This is a genomic window from Prescottella defluvii (assembly GCF_000738775.1).
Lineage (GTDB): Bacteria > Actinomycetota > Actinomycetes > Mycobacteriales > Mycobacteriaceae > Prescottella > Prescottella defluvii.
Window position 1 is genome coordinate 40,154 of sequence record NZ_JPOC01000048.1, and the last position, 13,757, is coordinate 53,910.

At 67.4% G+C, this 13,757-nt stretch carries 14 protein-coding genes; 12 read left to right on the forward strand and 2 right to left on the reverse strand.

Translation table 11 applies throughout. The features are described from left to right. Nucleotides 1-129: 129 nt before the first annotated feature. The 10 genes from IJ15_RS0117605 to IJ15_RS0117650 all read left to right on the forward strand — a co-directional run bounded on the left by IJ15_RS0117605 (nt 130) and on the right by IJ15_RS0117650 (nt 11,145). Entirely contained in the window at nt 130-1,134 is a 1,005-nt protein-coding gene (locus IJ15_RS0117605; RefSeq protein ID WP_031939661.1) for a sugar ABC transporter substrate-binding protein, read from the forward strand. A gap of 11 nt (nt 1,135-1,145) precedes the next feature. After that, complete coding sequence (locus tag IJ15_RS0117610) at nt 1,146-2,168, forward strand: ABC transporter permease (RefSeq protein ID WP_156112136.1); 1,023 nt, start codon at nt 1,146-1,148, stop codon at nt 2,166-2,168. After that, the gene (locus tag IJ15_RS0117615) at nt 2,165-3,688 is read left to right on the forward strand and encodes a sugar ABC transporter ATP-binding protein (RefSeq protein ID WP_081880791.1); all 1,524 of its coding nucleotides are present in this window, start codon (nt 2,165-2,167) and stop codon (nt 3,686-3,688) included. The genes IJ15_RS0117610 and IJ15_RS0117615 overlap by 4 nt, the downstream gene beginning before the upstream one ends. 29 nt (nt 3,689-3,717) lie before the next feature. Beyond that, a complete protein-coding gene (locus IJ15_RS0117620) occupies nt 3,718-4,581 on the forward strand; it encodes an alpha/beta fold hydrolase (RefSeq protein ID WP_051919115.1) in 864 nt (287 codons plus the stop codon). A 71-nt stretch (nt 4,582-4,652) separates the two neighbouring features. Next, a complete protein-coding gene (locus tag IJ15_RS0117625; RefSeq protein WP_031939665.1) occupies nt 4,653-6,302 on the forward strand; it encodes a class I adenylate-forming enzyme family protein in 1,650 nt (549 codons plus the stop codon). Nucleotides 6,303-6,593: 291 nt separating this feature from the next. Then, a complete protein-coding gene (locus tag IJ15_RS0117630) occupies nt 6,594-7,187 on the forward strand; it encodes an HD domain-containing protein (RefSeq protein ID WP_031939666.1) in 594 nt (197 codons plus the stop codon). After that, nucleotides 7,187-7,921 carry a TetR/AcrR family transcriptional regulator gene (locus IJ15_RS0117635; RefSeq protein ID WP_031939667.1) on the forward strand — a complete coding sequence of 245 codons (735 nt, stop codon included), beginning with the start codon at nt 7,187-7,189 and terminating at the stop codon, nt 7,919-7,921. Before IJ15_RS0117630 ends, IJ15_RS0117635 begins: the two co-directional genes overlap by 1 nt. A gap of 45 nt (nt 7,922-7,966) precedes the next feature. After that, nucleotides 7,967-8,965, forward strand: a complete 999-nt coding sequence (locus IJ15_RS0117640) for an LLM class flavin-dependent oxidoreductase (protein ID WP_051919122.1) — start codon at nt 7,967-7,969, stop codon at nt 8,963-8,965. A 52-nt stretch (nt 8,966-9,017) separates the two neighbouring features. Continuing rightward, the gene (locus tag IJ15_RS0117645; protein ID WP_031939669.1) at nt 9,018-9,605 is read left to right on the forward strand and encodes an HD domain-containing protein; all 588 of its coding nucleotides are present in this window, start codon (nt 9,018-9,020) and stop codon (nt 9,603-9,605) included. A 289-nt stretch (nt 9,606-9,894) separates the two neighbouring features. Beyond that, nucleotides 9,895-11,145: an amidohydrolase family protein gene (locus tag IJ15_RS0117650; protein WP_031939670.1), complete on the forward strand. Its 1,251-nt coding sequence runs from the start codon at nt 9,895-9,897 to the stop codon at nt 11,143-11,145. 10 nt (nt 11,146-11,155) lie between these two features. On the opposite strand, the gene IJ15_RS0117655 is transcribed toward IJ15_RS0117650, so the two are convergent. Continuing rightward, entirely contained in the window at nt 11,156-11,971 is an 816-nt protein-coding gene (locus IJ15_RS0117655; protein ID WP_031939671.1) for a FadR/GntR family transcriptional regulator, read from the reverse strand. A 116-nt stretch (nt 11,972-12,087) separates the two neighbouring features. Between IJ15_RS0117655 and IJ15_RS26730 the strand changes: the two genes are divergently transcribed. Both IJ15_RS26730 and IJ15_RS0117665 read left to right on the forward strand, forming a co-directional pair. Further along, nucleotides 12,088-12,360, forward strand: coding sequence for a hypothetical protein (locus IJ15_RS26730; RefSeq protein WP_031939672.1), 273 nt, complete (start codon nt 12,088-12,090; stop codon nt 12,358-12,360). Beyond that, the gene (locus IJ15_RS0117665; protein ID WP_031939673.1) at nt 12,357-12,803 is read left to right on the forward strand and encodes a hypothetical protein; all 447 of its coding nucleotides are present in this window, start codon (nt 12,357-12,359) and stop codon (nt 12,801-12,803) included. Before IJ15_RS26730 ends, IJ15_RS0117665 begins: the two co-directional genes overlap by 4 nt. On the opposite strand, the gene IJ15_RS0117670 is transcribed toward IJ15_RS0117665, so the two are convergent. Further along, nucleotides 12,758-13,651 carry an alpha/beta fold hydrolase gene (locus IJ15_RS0117670; protein ID WP_031939674.1) on the reverse strand — a complete coding sequence of 298 codons (894 nt, stop codon included), beginning with the start codon at nt 13,649-13,651 and terminating at the stop codon, nt 12,758-12,760. The genes IJ15_RS0117665 and IJ15_RS0117670 overlap by 46 nt on opposite strands. Between the last annotated feature and the right edge of the window lie 106 nt (nt 13,652-13,757).

Below are 13,757 nucleotides of genomic sequence, written 5' to 3' on the forward strand. Positions count from 1 at the left end.
CGAAACGACTTTCGTACCAAGTTCATCCAACTGATCTCCCGACCCGGTCGCCCACCCCACATCGGTGGGCGACCGGGTTCCCCCTACCCATGTTCCGGCAGCCCGGCTGCCCGCTCCCTTGGAGGACAGATGCTGCGCATCACCCCCACCTCCCGTGTCGTCTCGGCCACTGCCGCGTTGGCGGCCCTGGCTCTCGGCCTCACCGCCTGCGGCGGCGACTCGGCTGCCTCCGCCTCCGGCGGCTCCGACGGCGCCGCACGTATGGCCTTCTCCAACGGGTTCTCCGGTGGGGGCCCGGTCGACGAGTTCGTGGCAGGCCTGTCGTGCTACGCCGACCAGAACGGCCTGGATGCGCCGTTGGTGACCACTGCGGACGGCGACGTCAACAAGCAGATCAACGACATGGACAGCCTGGTTGCGCGCAGCGGCAAGGTGGACGGCGTCTTCGTCATGCCGGTCGACTCGGCCGCGCTGCGTCCGGCGTACGACCGCGCCAAGTCGGCCGGCATCGCGGTCATCGATTCGGTCTCCCCGAACGCCGACGGCGAGTTCGCGACCAACGCGTCGGCTCATGTGGCACCGGACGACCAGGGCGTGCCGGCCATGGTCGTCGACTATCTCGTCAAGGAACATCCCGAGGTCAAAAACGTCGTTCTGCTCTCGCCACCGCCCGGGCAGGTGATGTCGGACGACCGCGCAGCCGGTTTCCGGCAGGCGGCCGCCGCGGCCGGGCTCACCGTCGTGACCGAGGCCAACATGGACAAGATCACCACGCAGGAAGCCCAGAAGAAGATGGAGGACGTCCTCACGGCCAACCGGGGCGTGCAGGCGGTCTTCGCCCAGAACGGTGCGATGGCGCGAGGCGCGTTCCTGGCCGGCCGGAGCCAGGGAGTGGACCTCGTGGTGACGTCGATCGACAGCGACACCGACACTCTCGCCGCGGTGCGGGCCGGCGACATCGACGCGACGTTCGGCGTTGACCTGTTCGCCCTGGCCCACCAGGCCAGCGTGCAGGCCGCGCGGATCGATGCCGGCGAGACCGTCGAGTTCCAGGCGATCCCGTACCAGGTCTACACCAAGGCCGACGCCGAACTCCCGAGCGCCGAGCAGCGTTGTGCTGCTCTGGCGAAGTGACGGGGGATACGGTGACCAGTCTCCTCAGCCGTAAGGCGCCCTCGGCGCCCGGCACGACCGCCGCGACGCCCCGAACGTTCGCGGAGAGGTTCCGGGCCGCACCGCCGTGGACCGGGATCGCGGTGCTCGTGGTCGTGATGTTCGCGTTCATGGCCCTGTCGAACGACTTCTTCCTGACCTACTCGAATCTGAACAATGTGCTGCGAGGCGCGGTGGTGCCGCTGCTGCTCGCGATCGGTACCACGTTCGTGATCACCACCGGCATGATCGACCTGTCGTTGGGATCGTTGCTGGCACTCAACACGGTCATCCTGCTCGGTTTCATGAATGCCGGTGTGCCCGTACCGATCGCGGTTCTCGGCGTGGTGATCGCCTCGGCCGCGCTGGGTGGTCTGGTGAACGGGTTCCTGATCGCGAAGTTCCAGCTCTTCTTCATGGTGGTGACGCTCGGCACCATGTCGATCTTCCGGGCGGCCGCCCAGTTGGGCACCGACGGAAACTCGGTGCAGCTCTACGACCGACCGGGATTCGACTTCGTCGCCTGGCTCGGTGACGGCTCCATCGGACCGGTTTCCGTGCCCGTGGCACTGGCGGTGCTGCTCCTGCTCGGTTCCATCGCGTTGATGCGGTTCACCACGCTGGGCAGATCGCTGCTCGCCGTCGGCGGAAACGCCGACGCCGCGCGCATCGCCGGGATACCCGTCGAAAGGGTGCAGATCCTGGCGTTCGCCCTCAACGGCGTGTTCGTCGGGGTCGCGGCGGTGGTGATGGCCGGCCGGATCCAGGCGGCGTCTCCCGCCATCGGCACCGGCATGGAACTGCAGGTGATCGCCGCAGTGCTGTTGGGTGGCTCCTCGTTCATGGGTGGCCGGAGTACCTTCGTCGGCACGTTCATCGGCGTCGTGTTCGTCTCGCTCCTGGCCAACGTGCTCAACCTCATGGACGTCCAGATGTTCTGGCAGGGCATGGTCACCGGCATCGTGCTGATCGTCGCGGTGGCGGTGGATCGGATCCGCTCGAAGGCGCGGTCATGAGCCCACAAGACATCGATGCCGCCGGCAGTGCCGGGCTGAGCGTTGCGGGTGTGCGCAAGACCTACGGCGGGACCACGGCCCTGGCAGGGCTCAGCTTCGACGTCCGGCCGGGCGAGGTACGCGGCCTGATCGGGGAGAACGGTTCCGGCAAGAGCACCGCGATGAAGATCATCTCCGGTCAGGTCGTCCCGGACGACGGGGAGGTACGTGTCGACGGCACGCTCCTCGGCGCCGGCGACGCCCATGCGCGACTGACCGCGGGGGTCGGCGTGGTGATGCAGGATCCGATGCTGTGCGAGGAACTTTCGGTCGCCGAGAACCTCGCCCTGGGACGGGTCGCGCACCGTGGATGGGTCTCGATGCGCCGACTGGAGGACCGGGCCGCCGCCGTGCTGTCGCGCGCCGGACTGGACCTGGACCCCCGGGCGCGGGTCGGCACCCTCTCGCAGGACGACCGGCACATGGTCGAGGTTGCACGGGTGCTGGCGTGGGACTGCAAGGTCGTCGGGTTCGACGAGACCACCGCCTCGCTCACCGAGGACTACGTCGAGAAGCTCTTCGGGGTCATGCGCGACCTCCGCGCACGGGGGGCCGCACAGGTCTTCATCAGCCATCGCATCCCCGAGATCCTCACCATCTGCGACTCGGTCACGGTGCTGCGTGACGGTCAGTTCGTCACGACGGTGCGCTGCGAGGACACGTCCGAGGCGGAGCTGATCGAGCTCCTGGTGGGCCGGAAGGTCGAGGCGCAGTACCGGCGGGACCCCGCGCCGGTCGGGGACATCGCGCTCCGGACCCGGGACCTCGAGCCGGCCGGGCTCGGTGGCACGGTCGACCTCGAGGTCCGAGCCGGGGAGGTCGTCGGTATCGGCGGCCTGGTCGGAAGCGGCCGGTCCGAGGTGCTGGAGTCGATCTACGGTCTGATCCCGCGCGCCGGCCACGTGGAGGTCGGCGGCAGCGAGGTTCCCGCGCAGCGACCCCGCCAGGCGATCGCAGCCGGGCTGGGACTGGTGCCCGAGGACCGTCGCACCCGTGGCCTCGCCATGGAGGCGAGCGTCCGGGCGAACGCGGCCGCGGTCCAGTACGGCGCGAGCAACCTGGCGGCGCCGGTGCGGGAGCGGGAGCTGGATTCGCTGATGGAGGTGCTGCGTGATCAGCTCCAGCTCAAGGCGCCCGACCAGGACGCCGCGGTATCGACCCTGTCGGGCGGGAATCAGCAGAAGATCGTGCTCGGCCGGTGGCTGGTACACAACCCGCGGGTACTGCTGCTCGACGAACCGACCCGCGGCATCGACATCGGTGCCAAGCAGGACATCTACAAACTCATCGACGCCGCCGCGCATCAAGGTATGGCCGTGCTGCTCGTCTCCTCCGAACTCCCCGAGCTGATCGGTCTCTGCGATCGGATTCTGATCATGCGCGAGGGCCACCTCGTCGCAGAGTTCTCCGGAGATGTCAGCGAGGTCGAGCTCATGTCCGCAGCGGCCGGGCACCGGTCCGCTATGCCGGAGGCGTCGTGACCAATCCGTATCGAGGACAAGGAGTTCCTGTGTCTGCTTCAGAATTCAGTCACGAGGCCACCAGCCGCCACATCGACGTCGACGGCCTCGACATCCACTATCACGAGGCCGGCGAAGGGCCGGTGGTGATCCTGCTGCACGGCGCCGGCCCCGGCGTCTCCGGCTGGGCCAACTTCGAGGACAACCTGCCGTACTTCGCGGCGCGCATGCGCACGATCATCGTGGACCAGCCGGGCTTCGGGGAAAGCCAGGGATGCGAATTCGACGGGGACTTCTTCAGTCACAGTGCCCGCACGCTGGTGAAGCTCATGGACAAGCTGGGAATCGACAAGGCCCACCTGGTCGGCAACTCGCTGGGTGGCGGAGTGGCGGCCCGGTTCGCCCTCGACTACGCGGATCGCGCCGATCGGCTGGCGCTGATGGGTCCCGGTGGACTCACTACCCGACTTTTCACACCGGAACCGACGCTCGGACACACCCGCCTCTACGACTTCTCCGCGCCTCCCGGGCCGTCGAAGGAGAAGCTGGAGGTCTTCATGAACGGCATGGTCTTCGACACCTCCTTCGTCACGGAGGAGATGGTCGCCGACCGCTTCGCACGGTCCCAGCGTCCCGAGGCGGCGGTGAATTTCGAGCGCATGCGGGTGAGCTTCCTCGAGGGCGAGGGACAGGTTCGCGGGCAGCTGTGGCGTGAGGCTTCGCGGATCGAGCACGAGACCCTACTGCTGTGGGGGCGCGAAGATCTCGTGAACCCTTATGACGGTGGGTTGTTCGCGTTTTCTCAGATGCCCAACGTGAGCCTGCACGTGATGTCGCGTTGCGGTCACTGGGCGCAGGTGGAACGCGCGAAGGAATTCAACCGAGTCGTGACGGGCTTCCTGCTCGACGACTGACCGTTGTGGGTGAACATTGCTGAGCAACGGGGTTGCTCGGTGAAAGTGAAATCTTGCTGAGGAGAATGCACGTGAGTCTGATCGACGCCGGAACCGCGCGAGAGTATGTCGAGGCGGGGTGGTGGGGGACGCAGCCGCTGCACGAGCTCGTCCGGGAGCGGGCCGCGGCGACCCCCGACCGCGATGCATTCGTCACGCCGTCGGGGCGAACCAGCTGGGCGACCTACGATGGTATTGCCGACGATCTCGCCGCCGCACTTGTCGCGCTGGGTATCCCGGCGGGCGAGCGCGTGGCCGTCCAACTGCCCGACACACACCTCGTCCACGCGGCCCTGATCGCGACGGCCCGTGCGGGCGTGGTCGCCGTCGGAATCGGTGCGCGGGCGGGTGTTCGTGAGATCGCGCATCTCGTGCAGAAGACAGGCGCGCGCACCCTTGTCAGCATCGACACGCTCGGTGGCCGGCCGTCGGACCTGTTGGTGCGGGAGCTGATCGGGCGTGGGTGTGAACTCCGATCCCATGTCGTCCTGTCGGATTCGGGGGTGAGCCGGATCGCGGACGTCCGTGGCGGTGATCCGGTCCTCGTCGATCCGGGTCGCGCGGAGCTGTCGACCGTGGCGGCTCGCAGTCTCGGACCGAACGATCTGTCCATGCTGAATTCGACGTCCGGGACGACGGGCCTGCCCAAGTGCGTGACGCAGTTCGACAACCGGTGGATGGCGTTCAGTCGTCTCGCGATCAGTGCCGGCGAACTGCAGAGCGACGAGGTGTTCTTCGGGGCGGTTCCGGCGCCGTTCGGTTTCGGTCTGTGGACGTCCCACTACGCGCCCACGATGCTCGGCGCACCCACCGTTGTGCTGCCCAAGTTCGATGTGGACACCATGATCCGCATGATCGATCGGGAGAAGGTGACGGTGTTGTGTTGCGTGAGCACGCAATTCCGGATGCTTCTCAACTCGCCCCTGGCGGAGGAGGCCGACCTGTCGTCGCTGCGGGTCATGTTCACCGGTGGTGAGGCGGTGCCGGCCGCGCGCGCGGCCGAGTTCGAGGCCCGAACCGGTGCGTCGGTTCTGCAGTTCTTCGGCTCGAACGAGAGTGGCGCCTTCAGCGTCACCCGAGTCGGTGACGACCGGGACCGCCGGCTGGAGACCTCCGGGCGGATCATCCCCGACATGCACGTGCGACTGTTCGACGACGAGGGCCGTGACGTGAGCGATACCGGTGGGCCGGGACAGCCGGGTGGTCGCGGCCCCCTGACGTGCGCGGGGTACTACAACGACGACGCGGCAAACGACCAGCTGTACACGAAGGACGGGTGGATGCTCATGGGTGACCTGGTGACCGTCGAGGACGGGTATCTCACGCCCGTCGGCAGGACGTCCGACATCATCATCCGCGGCGGCAAGAACATCTCCGCGCCGCAGGTGGAGCAGGAGGTCGAGACGCATCCCGCGGTCGATCTGGCGGGTGTGGTGCCGGTGCCCGATCCCCTGTTCGGCGAGCGCGTGTGCGCGGTGGTCAGCCTCCTCCCCGGCCGGCAGATCACGCTCGCGGATCTCACCCGGCATCTGGCCGACCGGGGGGTGTCCAAGGAGCTCTATCCCGAGCATCTCGTGGTCGTCGACGAACTACCCAGGTCGTCGGGGGGCAAGCTGGCGAAGGGTGACATTCGAAGCTTGGCGATCGAAGCGGTGTGCGAGTCCGCTGTACGACGGCTGTAGACAGTGGATGTCGGCCGACGGAGCGCGTACCGGCGAGATCGTCAGTTCGATCGGCCGGTCGAGTCCTGGTTCGTTGCCGGGCCCGGGACGTGGGTGGCGGCGATGGGCATGTGGGAACTGTTCGACCGCAGCAGATTCCGCTCGAATCGGTCCAGAGTTGCAAAGTCATGGTGGGGCATGGGGCGCGCCGAAGTCAATCGCCCGATTGGTTCAGGATCAAGCAATTGATCGGGTATCGTTCTGCTGCATAGTGTTACCCGGGCCACACGGCCTCACGATGGGAGACGAGACGTGCGCGAGCCGCGAACAGTCGGATTCACCAGGATGGACGACGCCACCGTTGCCGAGATGGAGTTGATCCGTGACGAGGCCGCCGTGCACCGGCGCGACCATTGGCTCGGAACCGTTGTGCGGCTGCTGGAGTCGATGAAGGGCTACACCTTCGGCTATCGCGTCGACAGGTACGAGCACTCCCTGCAGTCGGCCACGCGCGCCCACCGGGAGGGTGCGCGGGTGGACCTCGTCGTCGCGGCCCTGCTCCACGACATCGGCGACGACCTGTGTCCGGACAATCACAGCGAGGTCGCTGCGGCCATCCTGCGTCCGGTGCTCGACGACGAGGCGGTGTGGGTCGTCAAGCACCACGGCGTCTTCCAGACGTACCACTACGGCGAGAAACTCGGAGTGCCCGCGGACAGCCGTGACCGGTACCGGGATTCACCGTACTTCGAGACCTGTGCGCACTTCTGCGCAGCGTGGGACCAGGAGTCGTTCGATCCCGACTACGATTCGGAGCCGCTCGAGTTCTTCATGCCGATGCTCGTGGAGGTCTTCTCCCGGCCTCCGAAGGTCTGGGGCGATCAGGACCTGGACGGGCAGGCGTGATGAGCCGGCCACGAACGACCCCCGGTAGGCGCCCCGAGATCGTTGCGTGTGCCGCCCGGATGTTCTCGTCGCGCGGTGTCGCCGCCACGACTGTGCGTGACATCGCCGACGAGGTGGGGCTGCACTCGGGCAGCCTGTACCACTACTTCGGGTCCAAGGACGAGCTGGTCTCGGAGATCCTGATCGCCTTTCTCGACGACCTGACGCGCAGTTACGCGAGCGAGATCCGTTGGTCCGTGGCCCCGCCCGAACAACTGCGCGATCTGATCCACGTCTCGCTGCGGGTCGCGGTGCGCCACCCGCATGCATCGGAGATCTACGACAAGGAGTTCGCCGCCCTGCCGTCCCTGCCCGGGTACCTGCACATCGATGCACGCGTTCTCGAGGCGCAGGAGGTGTGGTCGCGGATCCTCGCGAACGGCATCGCCGACAGCAGTTTTCGAGAGGACTTCGAGTCCGCGCAGCTGCAGCGGTTGCTACGCGAGATCGTGTGGACCGCGACACGGTGGCACCGCGACTCGCTCGAGGCCGACCACGTCATGCTGTCGACGATCCTGGTGGACCTGTTCGTCGACGGCATCACCGCCCGGGCGCCCGGCTCCCCGGCGCCGGAGGTGGTCGTGCACGCCGCTCCGGCCCGGGAATGGGGCGCGGGGGACGAAATCGGTCAGCTGCGGCGTGAAGTGCAGGCCCTGCGTGGTGTCGTGGACGAACTGCGACTGTCGTCGGCCTGAGCGTCGGTGCAGGCAACGTCACTCGATCGAAAGGTTCTCGGCCTCATGAAGCTCGGAATGTTCCTGGACATGCGCAATCCGGCGCGGTGGCGACGGCCGTGGGCCGACCACTATCGGCAGACGTTGGATCGCGTCGCGTGGGCCGAGCAGTTGGGTGCGGACTCGGTGTGGATGACCGAGCACCACTTCTTCGACGACGGCTATCTCCCGCAGCCGCTGACGCTCGCGGCCGCGATTGCCGCACGGACCGAACGGATCCGGATCGGTACCGCGATTCTGCTTGCCCCGCACCGCCATCCCGTCCATATCGCGGAGGAGGCCGCGGTGGTGGACCTGGTTTCGAACGGGCGCCTGGAGTTGGGCCTCGGCGCGGGTTGGGCGAAGGACGAGTTCGCGGCCTTCGGATCCGACCACGGCAAGCGCTACGCCGTGACCGACTCGGTGTTCGATGCCGTGCGGAACCTGTTGTGCGACGGCGGTGTGACACCCGGACCCGTTCAGAGTCCGGTGCCGATGTGGCTCGGCTACCAGGGCCCGCGCGGTGCGGCGCGCGCCGGACGCCTCGGCGCGGGTCTGCTCACGCTCGACCCCGCGTTGATGGCGCCCTACCGTGCCGGCCTGGTCGAGGGCGGCCACGGTGCGGGCGCGGCCCGCACAGGCGGGGTCCTGGACATCATCGTCGCGGACGATCCGGCGGCGACGACGCGGCGCCTGATCCCGCATCTCGCGCATCAGCAGTCGACGTACCAGCAGCAACGTGGGAGCGGCTGCAGCACGGCCGATCTGGAGTCCGAACTGGCAGCGGAGTTCGACAGGAGCGGAACCGTGCCCGGACTCACCGTTGCGACACCGGCCGACGCCGCCGCGGAGATCCGGCGACGCACCGAGGGGATGCCCGTCGAGCACGTCTATCTGTGGGGCAGTCTCGGGGGAATGCCCGACGATATCGTCGACCGGCATCTGGAACTGCTCTTCACGACGGTGAAGGACGATCTTGCCCAGCGGGACACGATCTTGTCCGCGGACACGAATCTTTCTATATAAAAATACAAAGGATCAGCGGTAGACGACCGCGACGAGTGGAAGGACTCGCGTCATGACGATCGATGCATCGGGTGGTCGGCAAGTGAGCTTCACGCGGATGGACGAATCGACTCCGGAGGACATCGCCCTCATCGTGGCGGAATCGAAGGTATTCCTGAACGATCGACTGCCCGACACGATGATCGAGATGCTCGAGGCGTTGCGTGGCCCTACGCTCGGGTACCGGGTGGACCGCTACGAGCACTCGCTGCAGACCGCGACTCGGGCGCTGCGCGAGGGTGCGCGAACGGATCTCGTGGTCGCGGCGCTGATGCACGACATCGGGGACGCCATCGCGCCGGCGAATCACTCCGAAGTTGCTGCGGCGATCGTGGCGCCCTATCTGGATGCCGAGGCCACGTGGGTCGTCAAGCACCACGGCGTGTTCCAGGGTTATCACTACTGGGATCGGCTGGGACTGGATCCGAACACGCGCGAGCGCTACCGGGACAGCCCGTATTTCGACACGTGCGCGCACTTCTGCGCCGAATGGGATCAGGTGTCGTTCGACCCCGACTACGACACGCTGCCGATCGACACCTTTCTGCCGCTGCTGCGTGAGGTCTTCACCCGACCGGCCTCCGGCTTCGGCGCCGACTAGACGATCTCGCACGAAACGAAAACGGCTCTGCTGCAAGCGCTCACCCTCGATCGAGGGTGAGCGCTTCGTCGTCTCCGGGGGATCGGTGCCTGTCTCCGGATCGATATGAGATGGGGCTTACATTGCTATCTTTTGTAAGTTAGAGTTTCGGCACCGGCGTGGTCCGCAAACTGATCCGTGCCGGCCCCGACGTTCTCGACGGACAGTCACCGACATCTGAATTCATGACCGGTTGCGCATGCAGCGCAGCCGTATTCGCCGAACCGCAAGCATTCGAGGAGTGTGCACGATGGCCAGTCTCGACGACCTGATCCACAACACCGACTTCACGACCAACGTCAAGGGCAAGGTCACGTTCCTGCCCGAACCCGAGAAGGCGCACCGGCCCTTCCCGTTCATCTCGGTCGACGACCACATCGTCGAGCCTAAGAACACCTTCGAGGGCCGCCTGCCCGCCAAGTTCGCGGACCGTGCGCCCCGGGTGATCCACCGCGACGGCGCAGACATCTGGGTGTACGACGGCAAGGAGATCCCGAACGTCGGCTTCAACGCGGTCGTCGGACGTCCGGTCGACGAGTGGGGATTCGACCCGCAGCGGTTCGAGGACATGCGCCGCGGATCGTGGGACATCCATCACCGCGTCAAGGACATGAACCTGTCGGGTGTGTATGCATCCCTGAACTTTCCGTCGTTCCTCCCGGGCTTCGCCGGCCAGCGGCTGCAGCTGAGCACGAGTGACCCGGAACTAGCACTCGCGGCCACCCGTGCGTACAACGACTGGCACCTCGAGGAGTGGGCGGGTCCGTACCCGGACCGCATCATCCCCTGCCAGATCCCGTACTTCCTCGACCCGGAGATCGGCGCGCAGGAGATCTATCGCAACGCCGAGCGTGGCTTCAAGGCCGTCACGTTCTCCGAGGGCCCGCACGCGCTGGGGCTGCCGTCGGTGCACTCGGGTCACTGGGATCCGATCATGCGGGCGTGTGAGGAGACCGAGACGGTCATCAACCTGCACATCGGCTCGTCCAGCACGTCGCCGAGCACGTCGGAGGATGCACCGCCGGACGTCGCGGGCACCCTGTTCTTCGGCTACGCGATGTTCGCGACCGTCGACTGGCTGTTCTCGAAGATCCCGGTCCGTTTCCCGAACATCAAGATCGTGATGTCCGAGGGTGGAATCGGCTGGGTACCGGCACTTCTCGACCGCCTCGATCACATGGCGACGTACTCGTCGATGTACGGCACGTGGGACGGCATCGACATCTCGCCGGCTGACGTGCTCAAGCGGAACTTCTGGTTCTGCGCCGTCGAGGATCCCTCCACGATGGTGCTGCGTGACCGCATCGGCGTCGACCACATCCTCCTGGAGGAGGACTACCCGCACAGCGACAGCCTGTGGCCGCGCACGATGGAGGTCGTGAACGAGTCCATGAAGGGGCTCTCCGCCGACGAGCTGCGCAAGGTCACGTGGGAGAACGCATCCAAGCTGTACCGGCATCCGGTGCCGCAGAGCGTGATCGACGATCCGAACAGCTTCTGACCGGATCTCGTCAGCCGAAGAAGAGACGGTCCCGTGCCACGGCCGGATCGAGTGGGACGTGCGGGCGGTCCGGGTCGTGCGGGTAGGACCCGACGTCCCGCAGGTGGCGTGCGGCGATCACTCGCGCCGATGCGGCGTCGCCGTCCTCGATGCACTGCAGGATCTGGCCGTGGACGGCCAGGGCCTGGGAGCGTTCGGTCCGGGGAATCGTCCCGGGATCGGCCCGCCGGTTGGCCCAGTCGGTGACGTGACTCGACCACAGCGACTCGAGGGCGCCGGCGAGCACGATCAGCGACCGGTTGCCGCAGTGTTGGACGACGGCCTCGTGGAAACGTCGCGACAGCGTGGTCGCGACGACGAGGTCGTCGACGTTGGCGAGCGACTCCTCGTGCAGCGCGCGCAGGACCGGCACCACCTCGGTGGCGCGGTCCTCACGTTCGGCACACAGAGCGGCGCACATGGGTTCGATCTCGTGGAGGGCGCGGCCCACGTCGTCGATGTCGGTGCCCGACATCGCGAGGACCATCGAGAGGCTGTACGCGACGTTGCCGGGGGTGGGGCGGTGGACCACCGCTCCACCCCGGTTGCCGCGACGGACCTTCACCAGGCCCTCCGCCTCGAGGATCCGCAGCGCCTCGCGCAGTGACTGGACGTTGACCGGATACTGCTCGCGCAGTTCGGCCTCCTTGGGCAGGAGGTCGCCCTCGGCGAGGTCGCCGCGGAGGATGCGCTCGCGGATCTGGTCGGCGACCATCTCGGCCAGCCTGCGCCAGCGGAGACTGCTCGGATCGACTGCGGGCTTGCTGCCCGGTCCCTGCTGGGGCACCGCGCCACTTCCTTCCGGTTGCCGACGGATCCTGCCCGGAGCCGTCACCTGAGTTCTGAATGTTAGCGAAGTCAGTACCCGCGGGGACGTGGTCGTCCCCGGACAAGGAGATCGAGATGAGCGTCACCGCCCCCGAGCGCATCAGTCGTCACGTGGAGTCCGGATGGTTCGGGACCGAGCCGCTGCACCGTATCGTGCGCGAGCAGGCAACCCGAACACCAGACGGGGACGCGTACATTACGCCGGCTGGCGGAACAGGCTGGGCAACATATGATTCCGTCGCCGACGAACTCCCGCGCTCGTCCGGGGGCAAGCTCGCCGAGGGCGAGATCGCCCTTCTGGCGGTCGAATCGGTCGTCGCGGCCACTGTTCGGGCGAGTGCGCCGTGAACCCGGTCAAGACCGTCGACGTGTACACGTGCCGCGAGGTGCTCCGGATTCGCGCCGGCGTCGAGCAGGTGCCGGTCCCGGACGAACCGGGTGAGTACTACTGGTCCGAGTTGCTCGGGGAATGTTCCGAATCCGATGTCCTCGAGGCCACGTGGGCGCACTACCGGACCACGTCGAGGACGCTGCTTCCGGGAGACATCCTCGAACGGGTCGGCGCCGTCGCGAGTGCGCGGATCCGGATCTCCCGCGGCGTGTGCGAGCAACTGCTCGCGGACCGTGCGCTCCTGGGCTGGGATCCCGACCGACTCGCCCGCTGGCACACGACGTTCACCGTCGAGATCGGTCGCGGCGCCGGCACCGAGGCCGCGTGCGCCGTCGCCGACGCGGCGGCGCCCGATCACGCCGCGGCGGCCGCCGACACGAGGGCGTGCTCCGTGGGCTGACGCCCCGCGTTGTGCGCTGCCGCCCGGTCGACGAGTCGCACCAGCGCGTGCGCGACCTCGCATGCCTGGTCGAGGATCACCGAGTGTCCCGCGCCGCCGAGCCGAACCAGTTCGGCGGACGGGAGATTCGACGCGATCGCGACGGAGTGCTCGAACGGCGTGACCATGTCGGCGGTGCCGCCGAGGACCAGCGACGGGATCGCGGCCAGTCCGGCGAGGGAGCGGGACTCGTCGAATCCGACGAACGACCGCAGGAAGCCGTACATCGTGACCACCGACGTGGGGTTGTCGAGGACGAGGCTGATCAGGCGCTGGCTCAGCCGCGGCATGTGCTCGACACCGAACTGGAACGCGGAGACCAGCGGGTGCCGCAGGAACCGGCCCAGGCCCGAGCGGGCGATGTCGCCTGCCACCGTCGAGAGCAGTCCCACCCCGACGATCCGGTCGCCCACGGTCTCCGGGTGCTGACGGGTGTAGGCGAGGGCCGTCATCCCACCCATCGAGTGGCCCACCAGGACGATGGGACCGGTCGGGACGGCCTTCCGGATCACCGCATCGAGGTCGCGTCCCAATTGGTCGACCGTGTACGTGTGGGCGGGCGCGCTGCCCGAGGCCCCGTGGCCGCGGTGATCGTAGAAGACCATCCGCACGGACGGACCCCACTCGCGGACCAGATGTGAGCGCAGACGTGCCCACGAATGGGAGTGCAGGCAGTGTCCGTGCACGAACACCGCGGTGACCGGTGCGTCGGCCGGCCCGTACTCGACCACCGCGAGCGCTACTCCGTCCTCGGACTGCACGACGCGGCGGCGGCCGTGGTTGTCGTCGGTGTTGCGCCTGACGCTCATGACGCCCTCCCTGGGTCGAGGTGATGTCGCAACCACCAATCTCGTCGCTCGGGCGCGGTGCCGACAGCGGCCTGGGGGATGGCGGGGGCGCACCGCAGGCGGGCTC

Bases quoted from the DNA above. Each gene is read 5' to 3' on its own strand.
- IJ15_RS0117605 (WP_031939661.1), top strand. From the start codon at position 130: ATGCTGCGCATCACCCCCACCTCCCGTGTCGTCTCGGCCACTGCCGCG.
- IJ15_RS0117615 (WP_081880791.1), top strand. From the start codon at position 2,165: ATGAGCCCACAAGACATCGATGCCGCCGGCAGTGCCGGGCTGAGCGTT.
- IJ15_RS0117635 (WP_031939667.1), top strand. From the start codon at position 7,187: ATGAGCCGGCCACGAACGACCCCCGGTAGGCGCCCCGAGATCGTTGCG.
- IJ15_RS0117640 (WP_051919122.1), top strand. From the start codon at position 7,967: ATGAAGCTCGGAATGTTCCTGGACATGCGCAATCCGGCGCGGTGGCGA.
- IJ15_RS0117645 (WP_031939669.1), top strand. From the start codon at position 9,018: ATGACGATCGATGCATCGGGTGGTCGGCAAGTGAGCTTCACGCGGATG.
- IJ15_RS0117650 (WP_031939670.1), top strand. From the start codon at position 9,895: ATGGCCAGTCTCGACGACCTGATCCACAACACCGACTTCACGACCAAC.
- IJ15_RS26730 (WP_031939672.1), top strand. From the start codon at position 12,088: ATGAGCGTCACCGCCCCCGAGCGCATCAGTCGTCACGTGGAGTCCGGA.
- IJ15_RS0117670 (WP_031939674.1), bottom strand. From the start codon at position 13,651: ATGAGCGTCAGGCGCAACACCGACGACAACCACGGCCGCCGCCGCGTC.